Source organism: Amnibacterium sp. (genome assembly GCF_051956055.1).
In the GTDB taxonomy this organism is placed as follows: Bacteria; Actinomycetota; Actinomycetes; order Actinomycetales; family Microbacteriaceae; genus Amnibacterium.
This window is the reverse complement of record NZ_JBQCGC010000041.1, coordinates 93120-101788: the sequence shown is the minus strand read 5'-3', so window position 1 is coordinate 101788 and position 8669 is coordinate 93120. Positions and strand designations below refer to the sequence as shown.

The window sequence follows — 8669 nt, the reverse complement described above, 5'->3', positions numbered from 1 at the left end:
CCTCGACGCGCTCACCGTCGCCGCCGTCGTGATCGCGGTGGCGACCGGCTTCTACACGCTGTACCACCGGTACGCGTCGGGGGTCGGACAGGAGGAGACCCACGACCACGAGGACGACAGCCGCGTCGCGGACGCGCACCGGGCCGACCTCGAGGGCTTCCGCGCGTTCCTGCGCAGCCTCCTGATGCACGCCATGGTCGGCACCGCGCTCGGCGGCCTGGCGACGCTCGTGGGCGAACCGCAGAACCTCCTGATCGGCGAGACGGTCGGGTGGGGGTTCGGCGAGTTCCTGACCCGCATGCTCCCGATCTCGATCCCGGTCCTCCTCGCCGGTCTCGCCGTCACGGCCCTGCTCGAGCGCACGAGGCGGTTCGGCTACGGTGCCGAGCTGCCCGCCTCCGTCCGTGCCGTGATGGAGGAGGAGGACCGGCGCCGCACCCGCGACCGCACGCCGCGCGGGCAGGCGAAGCTGGTCGTCCAGCTCGTCACGGCGCTGCTGCTCATCGCGGGGCTGGCGCTCCACGTCGCCGAGGTCGGGATCATCGGCCTCGCCGTGATCGTGCTCGCGACCGCCTTCAACGGGGTCACGGGCGAGCACGCGCTCGGCCACGCGTTCCAGGAGGCGCTGCCGTTCACGGCGCTCCTCGTGACATTCTTCGCGATCGTCGCCGTCATCCACGACCAGCACCTGTTCGAGCCCGTCATCTCCGCGGTGCTCGCGCTGGGCGGCACGCAGCAGATCGCGGCGCTGTTCGCGGCCTCGGGCGTGCTCTCCGCGATCAGCGACAACGTGTTCGTCGCCACCGTCTACATCGGGGAGGTGGCGCGGGAGTTCGACGCGGGCACGATCGCCCGCGGGCAGTTCGAGCACCTCGCGATCGCGATCAACGCCGGCACGAACATCCCGAGCGTCGCCACCCCGAACGGCCAGGCGGCCTTCCTGTTCCTGCTCACCTCCGGCATCGCGCCGCTCGTGCGGCTCGGCTACCTCCGGATGCTGTGGATGGCCCTCCCCTACGCCGTGGTGATGACGGTGGTCGGCTTCCTCGCGGTCACCCTGCTGCTCTGACCGGTGACTCGCCCGACGGCGGTGCGGTTCAGTTCTGCGGGAACCCGAGGTCGACGCCGCCGTGGGAGGGGTCGAGCCAGCGGGAGGTGATCGCCTTCTGCTGCGTGAAGAACTTCACGCCCTCGGCGCCGTGGGCCTTCGTGTCGCCGAAGAGCGACTGCCGCCAGCCGCCGAACGAGAACGTCGCGACCGGGACGGGGATCGGCACGTTGATGCCGATCATCCCGACCTCGACCTCGTTCTGGAACCGCCGGGCGGCCCCGCCGTCGTTCGTGAAGATCGCGGTGCCGTTGCCGAACGCGCCCCGGTTGATGAGCGCGACGCCGTCCTCGTACGACGCGACGCGGACCACCGAGAGCACCGGGCCGAAGATCTCCTCCGTGTACACGCGGGAGGTGGTGGGGACCCGGTCGATCAGGGTCGGGCCGAGCCAGAACCCGTTCGGGTCCCCGTCGACGTCCACGCCGCGGCCGTCCACGACGACCTCCGCGCCGTCCTCGATCGCGACCTCGATGAACGAGGCGACCTTGTCGCGGTGCCGCTACGTCACGAGGGGACCCATGTCGCAGGATCGGCGCCCGTCGCCGATCCGGAGCGCGGCCATGCGCTCCGCGATCCTCGGGATGAGGGCATCGGCCGCCTGGCCGACCGCGACGACGACCGAGACGGCCATGCACCGCTCCCCCGCCGACCCGAACCCGGCGCTCACCGCCGAGTCCGCGACCAGGTCGAGGTCCGCGTCCGGCAGCACCAGCATGTGGTTCTTCGCCCCGCCGAGCGCCTGCACCCGCTTGCCGTGCCGGGCCGCGGTCTCGTAGATGTACCGCGCGATCGGGGTCGAGCCGACGAACGAGATCGACTTCACGTCCTCGTGCGTGAGCAGACCGTCGACGGCGACCTTGTCGCCGTGCAGGACGTTGAACACGCCGTCCGGCAGCCCCGCCTCCCGGAACAGCTCGCCGATCCACACCGCCGCGGACGGGTCCTTCTCGGAGGGCTTCAGCACCACCGTGTTCCCCGCCGCGATCGCGATGGGGAAGAACCACATCGGCACCATCGCCGGGAAGTTGAACGGGCTGATGATGCCGACGACCCCGAGCGGCTGACGGATCGAGTAGACGTCCACGCCGGTCGAGACCTGCTCCGAGTACTCGCCCTTCAGGTGGTGCGCGAGCCCGGTCGCGAACTCGACGACCTCCTGGCCGCGCGAGATCTCCCCGAGCGCGTCGGAGACGACCTTGCCGTGCTCGCTCGTGATCAGCTCCGCGAGCTCGCCCTTCCTCGCCTCCAGCAGCTCCCGGAACCGGAACATGACCGCCTGGCGCTTCGCCAGCGACGTCGCCCGCCAGCCGGGGAACGCCGCCTTCGCCGCGGCGACGGCGGCCGCGACGTCGGCCTCGTCCGCGAACGCGACCCTGCGGGTCACGACGCCCCGCGCCGGGTCGAACACGTCCCCCGCCCGCGCTCCCGAGCCCGCTTCGCGTCGCCCGCCGATCCAGTGCGGCACGACGGCGAGGTCGGTCCGTGCGGTGGGTGCGGTGCTGGTCATGGCGGCTCCTCGTTCCGGCTGCTGCGGCAAGCCTCCCACCGGATCAGGCGTGCTCGACACGCGGCGGGAAGGAGGCGCGGAGGACGAGCACCAGCACCGCCGCGGCGGCGAACGCGGCCGCCGACACCACCACGAGCGCGGGGAGGCCGGCCGCCGCGAGGACGCCGCCGCCGACCGCGGCGCCGAGCCCGATGCCGACGTTCGAGGCCGAGTTGTTGACCGCGGCGGAGAGGTCGGGCGACAGGCTCCGCGTCCGGAGGCACGCGGCCGTGCAGAAGACCGGGATCGCGCCGAACCCGACCACCCAGGCGCTCACCGCTCCGACGGTGCCGCCGGTCGACGCCTGCAGCATGAGCACCGCGGAGACGGCGCCGGCCGCGAGGACCAGTGCGCCGAGCATCCCGGCGCGCGGACGCCGATCGATCACGAGGCCCGCAAGCCACAGCCCGACCACACCCGCCGCGCCGAACAGGAACAGCGCGGGCGCGATGGCCGCCTCCGCCACGCCCGCGTCGAGCAGGACCGTGGAGACGTACGTGTACAGGGCGTAGTGCCCGAAGAACGCGAGGCCGTTCACGACGGCCGCCCCGATCAGCGCGCCGCGGCGCCCGCGCTCGGCCCGGGGCGCGGGGCCTGCGGAGGGCACCGCCGGCAGCGCCGCCGCCGTCGCGAGCACCGCCAGCACCCCGCCGACCGCGAGCGCGCCGAACGCCGCCCGCCAGCCGAGCGCCGCGCCGATCGAGGTCACGAGCGGCACGCCGAGCACGTAGCCGAGGGAGGCCCCCGCTGCGGCGATCGCGAGCGCCCGGCCCTGCACCCGCGCCGGCACGAGCGCGGCGGCGTAGGAGGAGGACAGCGAGAAGAACAGCGCGTGCGCGACGCCGCCGATCGCCCGGCCCGCGCAGAGCAGCGCGAAGCTCGGCGCCAGGGCGATCGCGAGGTTCCCGACGCTGTACAGCGCGATGGTCGCGAGCAGCAGCGGCTTGCGCGCGAACCGGTCGGTGATGCGGGTCAGCGGCACTGCGAGCACCGCGACCAGGGCGGCGTAGACGGTCACGAGCAGCCCCGTGACCGCGGTCGGCGTCCCGAAGGCGCGGCTGAGCTGCGGGAGCACGCCGACGGGCACGATCTCGGTGGTCACCGCGACGAACGTGGCGAGCACGAGCGCGCCGAGCCCCACGGCCGCGTCGAACCGGATCCGGTCATCGCCGCGCGCCACGGGACGATCCTCGCGGACCTGGCGGGGAGGTGCGGCACGCGGGCTCAGGACGCGCGGCGGTCCAGCACCACGTGCACGACGCCGGAGGGCGAGGGCGTCGAGACGATGTCGAACCGCTCCTCCAGCCCCTCCTGCCCGTCCCAGATGCGCACGCCCCTGCCGAGCACGATCGGCACGACGACCAGGTGGAGGTGGTCGACGAGGTCGGCGTCGAGGAACTCGCGGATCATCGATGGGCCGCCGCCCAGGCGGACGTCGAGGCCGCCCGCCAGCTCGGTCGCCTCCGCGAGCGCCGCCTCCGGGGCCGCGTCCCGGAACAGGAAGGTCGTGTCGCCCACCGCGATGTCCGGGCGCGGATGATGCGTGAGCACGACGACCGGGGTGTGGAACGGCGGCTCGTCGCCCCACCAGCCGCGCCAGGACTCGTCCTCCCACGGGCCGCGCTGCCAGCCGAACTTGTTGCGCCCCATGATCTCGGCGCCGATGCCCTCCCACGCGGCCGCCGCGAAGTCGTCGTCGACGCCGGTGGTGCCGCCCTCCTGCCCGGTGATCCGGTGGAAGGTGCGGGTCGGGAAGAACCAGCCCATGAGCCGGCCGCCGGCGTGACCGAAGGGCGTCTCGAGCGACTGCCCCTCGCCGGTGCCGAACCCGTCCAGCGAGACGGCGATGTTGTGGGCGCGCAGCTTCGGCACCCGGCCGACGGTAGCGCCGAACCCTCCCGCGGGTCGAGACTCTGGGCGGGAGGATCCGTCATGACGCTCACGTGCACCGGCGCGTTCGGTGGGATGTCCGTGCGGGACGTGCCGGAGGCGGTGCGCTTCTGGCGGGAGCGGATCGGCCTCACGGTCGAGGACGGGCCGATCGCGACCCTGCTGCTGCCCGGCGGCGGCCGCGTGATCCTCTACCCGAAGCAGGACCACGAGCCGGCGACCTTCACCGTGCTGAACCTCGAGGTCGACGACGTCGGCGCGGCGATCCGCGAGCTCGGCGAGGTCGGCCTCGAGCCCGTGCGCTACCCGGGGATGCCGCAGGACGAGGACGGCGCGATGCGCGGGCACGGGCCTGACATCGCGTGGTTCACGGACCCCTCCGGCAACGTCTTCTCGGTGCTGCACTCCTGACCCCCTTCGTGGTTCAGGAGATTCCGGCGGGGGCGGCGCATATCTCCTGAACGACGAAGGAGGGGTCAGGCGGCGGGCTGCTGCACCTTGCCCCAGATCGCGGTGAGCAGCTGCTCCACCCACTCGATGAGCGCGGTGTCGGCGAGCGGCTCCCCCGCCGTCTGCGGCCACGGCACGTTCACCGCGCCTTGGATGAGCCGCGCGCCCGGGTACATCCGCTGCAGCCGCACCTGCATCGAGTCGGGCAGGTCGGCCGGCGCGATGCGGAGGAACTTCGGCAGCGCCACCACGTCGGACAACCCGGCGTGCTGGGCGAGCCGGCGGAGCTTGGAGATGCGGACGAGGTTCTCCACCTCCTCCGGGGCCGAGCCGTAGCGGTCGACGAGCTCCTCGAGCACCAGGTCGATCCGGCCCTCCGCGGAGGCGGGCCCTGCGGCGGCGGACAGCTTCTGGTACGCCTCGAGCCGCAGCCGCTCGCTGTCGATGTAGTGCTCCGGGATCCGGGCGTCGACCGGCAGCTCGAGCCGCAGCTCGGTCTGGCCCTCCGCGACCTCGCCGCGGAAGTCGTTCACCGCCTCGCCGATCATCCGCAGGTACAGGTCGAACCCGACGCCCGCGATGTGGCCGGACTGCTCGCCGCCGAGCAGGTTGCCCGCCCCGCGGATCTCGAGGTCCTTCAGCGCCACCTGCATGCCGGAGCCCAGGTCGTTGTTCGCCGCGATCGTCTCGAGCCGGTCGACCGCGGTCTCCGACAGCGGCTTCTCCGCCTCGTAGAGGAAGTACGCGTACGCGCGCTCCCGCCCGCGCCCGACCCGCCCGCGCAGCTGATGCAGCTGGCTGAGCCCGTACTTGTCGGCCCGATCGACGATCAGGGTGTTCGCGTTCGCGATGTCGAGCCCGGTCTCGATGATCGTCGTGGAGACGAGCACGTCGTACCTCCGCTCCCAGAAGTCGACCATCACCTGCTCGAGCTGGTGCTCGCCCATCTGGCCGTGCGCGACGGCGACGCGCGCCTCCGGCACCAGCTCGGCGATCTCCGCGGCGATGCGCTGGATGGAGGAGACCCGGTTGTGGACGTAGAACACCTGGCCCTCGCGGAGCAGCTCGCGCCGGATCGCCGCCGTGATCTGCCCGGCCGACCGCGCCCCGACGTAGGTGAGGATCGGGTGCCGGTCCTCGGGCGGGGTCGCGAGCGTCGACATCTCGCGGATCCCGGTGACCGCCATCTCGAGCGTGCGCGGGATCGGCGTCGCGCTCATCGCGAGCACGTCGACGTTCGTCTTCAGCTTCTTCAGCTGGTCCTTGTGCTCGACCCCGAACCGCTGCTCCTCGTCGATGATCACGAGGCCGACGTCCTTGAACTGCACCTGCTTGGCGAGGATCGCGTGCGTGCCGATCACCATGTCGACGGTGCCGTCGGCGAGGCCCTTCAGGGTCTCCTTCGCCTCCTTGTCGGTCTGGAAGCGGGACAGCGGCCGCACATTCACGGGGAAGCCGGCGAACCGCTCCTGGAACGTCTCGAGGTGCTGGCGGACCAGGAGGGTCGTCGGCACGAGCATCGCGACCTGCTTGCCGTCCTGGATCGCCTTGAACGCCGCCCGCACCGCGATCTCGGTCTTGCCGAAGCCGACGTCGCCGGAGATGAGGCGATCCATCGGGATCGGCTTCTCCATGTCGGCCTTGACCGCGTCGATCGTCTCGAGCTGATCCGGCGTCTCCGCGAACGGGAACGCCTCCTCGAGCTCGTGCTGCCACGGGCTGTCCGGGCCGAACGCGTGCCCCTTCGACGCCATGCGCGCGGAGTAGAGCTTCACGAGCTCGACCGCGATGTCGCGCACGGCCTTCCGCGCGCGGCCCTTCGCCGCAGCCCAGTCCGAACCGCCCATCTTCGACAGCTGCGGCGCCTCCCCGCCGACGTAGCGCGTGAGCAGGTCGAGCTGGTCGGTCGGCACGTACAGCTTGTCGCCCGGGTAGCCGCGCTTGGACGGCGCGTACTCCAGCAGCAGGAACTCGCGGACGACCTTCTCCGGCGCCTTGTCGCCGATCCGCCTGGGTCCCGCCTTCTGCACCGGGGCGACCTCGCGCCGGACCAGCTCGACGAAGCGGCCGATGCCGTGCGTCTGGTGCACGACGTGGTCGCCGGCCTTCAGCTGCAGCGGGTCGACGACGTTCTTGCGCCGGGAGGCGAGCTTGCGCGGCGCGCGGTTGTCCACGGAGGCGGCCCGGCCGTAGAACTCGCGCTCGCTGACGACCGCGAGCGAGACCTCCGGCTGCTCGAACCCGGTCTCGAGGTCGCCGATGAGCACGTAGGCGACGCCCGATTCGAGCTCCTCCGGCAGCTGCTCGACGATGCGGGCCGCGGCGCCGCGCTCGGCGAGCACGTCGCGCGCCCGCTCCACGAGGCCCTTCCCCGCCGAGGTGACGACCGTCGACCAGCCGTGCCGGAGGCGGGAGGTGATGTGGTCGAGCAGCTCGGCGGGGCGCCCCGGCGTGACCGGGGTCGCGCCGCCCTTGACCCGGAGGTACTCGGCCGAGTCGGCGAGCAGCGCCGCGGCCTTCGCCGGGTCGAGGTCCGCGACGGTCTCGGCGGCGTCGGGCTGCGATTCGAACGAGCTGATCGTCCACCAGGTGCCCTCCGGCACCGCCTCCCGCAGCTGGTTCACGGTGAGGAAGTCGCCCGACTCGAGGTCGATCGGCGCCTGCGCGCCCGCGGTCGCGGCGCTCCACGCGGCGTGCAGGAACTCCCGGTTCGTCTCCGCGAGGCTCACTGCGCGGCTCGCGACCCGCTCGGGCGACAGGATGCAGACCGCGGCGCCCTCCGGCAGGTACTCGGTGATCGGGACGAGTCCGTCGGCGAGCACGGGCGCCAGCGACTCCATCCCCTCCACGGGGATGCCCTCCGCGACCTTCGCCAGCATCTGGGCGAGGTTCGGGAACTCGTGCTGCAGCTCCCTGGCGCGCTGCTGCACGGCGTCGGTGAGCAGCAGCTCGCGGGCCGGCACCAGCTCCGCCACCTCGACCGGCACGTCGAGGGTGCGCTGATCGGCGACCGAGAAGCCCCGGAGGCCGTCGACCTCGTCGCCGAAGAAGTCGACCCGGACCGGGTGCTCCGCGATCGGCGAGAACACGTCGAGGATGCCGCCGCGCACCGCGAACTCGCCCCGCCTGGTCACGAGGTCGACGCGCGTGTAGGCGAGCGCGACGAGGCGCTCGACGAGCGCGTTCAGGTCGACGCCGCGCTGCCCGAGCCGCAGCTCCACCGGCTCGACGTCGGCGAGGCCCGCGACGATCGGCTGCAGCGCGGCGCGCACCGGCGCGACGACGACGAGCGGGGCGTCCCCCGGCTGCCAGAGGCGCATCCGGCGGATCGCGTGCAGGCGCCGGCCGACGGTCTCCACGCCGGGGCTGAGCCGCTCGTGCGGCAGCGTCTCCCAGGCGGGCAGGTCGAGCAGCTCGGCGTCGGGCAGGAGGCACTCGAACGCGCTCCGCAGCGCGTCCGCCTCCCGCTCGGTCGCCGTGACGACGAGCAGCGCGTCCGCGTCGCCGCGCTCACGCCGCCGGTGCAGCAGGGCCGCGATCAGCGGCGCGTGCAGGCCTGGGGTCGCGGAGAAGTCGGCAGGGCGCGATGCGGCGACGAGCGCGTCGCTCATCGAGTCGGCGTGCGAGAGCAGACGTGGCAGACCCGAAAGACTCACTCGTCCCATTTTATGG

General features: G+C 72.8%; 5 protein-coding genes and 1 pseudogene. 2 read left to right on the top strand and 4 right to left on the bottom strand.

Annotated features, from left to right (window positions below; all coding sequences use genetic code 11):
• The coding region (locus ACTHLI_RS06840) for an SLC13 family permease (RefSeq protein ID WP_440182394.1) at positions 1–1069 on the top strand (1069 nt) is incomplete at its 5' end.
• 28 nt (positions 1070–1097) lie between these two features.
• Here ACTHLI_RS06840 and ACTHLI_RS06835 read toward each other — a convergent pair.
• The 3 genes and pseudogenes from ACTHLI_RS06835 to ACTHLI_RS06825 form a co-directional block, all read right to left on the bottom strand.
• A pseudogene (locus ACTHLI_RS06835) lies at positions 1098–2618 on the bottom strand (CoA-acylating methylmalonate-semialdehyde dehydrogenase).
• Between the two features lie 43 nt (positions 2619–2661).
• Positions 2662–3837, bottom strand: coding sequence for an MFS transporter (locus ACTHLI_RS06830; protein WP_440182393.1), 1176 nt, complete (start codon positions 3835–3837; stop codon positions 2662–2664).
• Positions 3838–3881: 44 nt separating this feature from the next.
• Positions 3882–4529: a dihydrofolate reductase family protein gene (locus ACTHLI_RS06825; RefSeq protein ID WP_440182392.1), complete on the bottom strand. Its 648-nt coding sequence runs from the start codon at positions 4527–4529 to the stop codon at positions 3882–3884.
• A gap of 60 nt (positions 4530–4589) precedes the next feature.
• Between ACTHLI_RS06825 and ACTHLI_RS06820 the strand changes: the two genes are divergently transcribed.
• The gene (locus ACTHLI_RS06820; protein ID WP_440182391.1) at positions 4590–4958 is read left to right on the top strand and encodes a VOC family protein; all 369 of its coding nucleotides are present in this window, start codon (positions 4590–4592) and stop codon (positions 4956–4958) included.
• A 65-nt stretch (positions 4959–5023) separates the two neighbouring features.
• Here the strand turns inward: ACTHLI_RS06820 and mfd are convergent, their stop codons facing one another.
• Positions 5024–8653: a transcription-repair coupling factor gene (mfd, locus tag ACTHLI_RS06815; protein ID WP_440182390.1), complete on the bottom strand. Its 3630-nt coding sequence runs from the start codon at positions 8651–8653 to the stop codon at positions 5024–5026.
• Positions 8654–8669: the final 16 nt, after the last annotated feature.

Excerpts from the sequence above, each read along its gene's own strand:
- ACTHLI_RS06820 (WP_440182391.1), top strand. The coding sequence starts at position 4,590 with ATGACGCTCACGTGCACCGGCGCGTTCGGTGGGATGTCCGTGCGGGAC.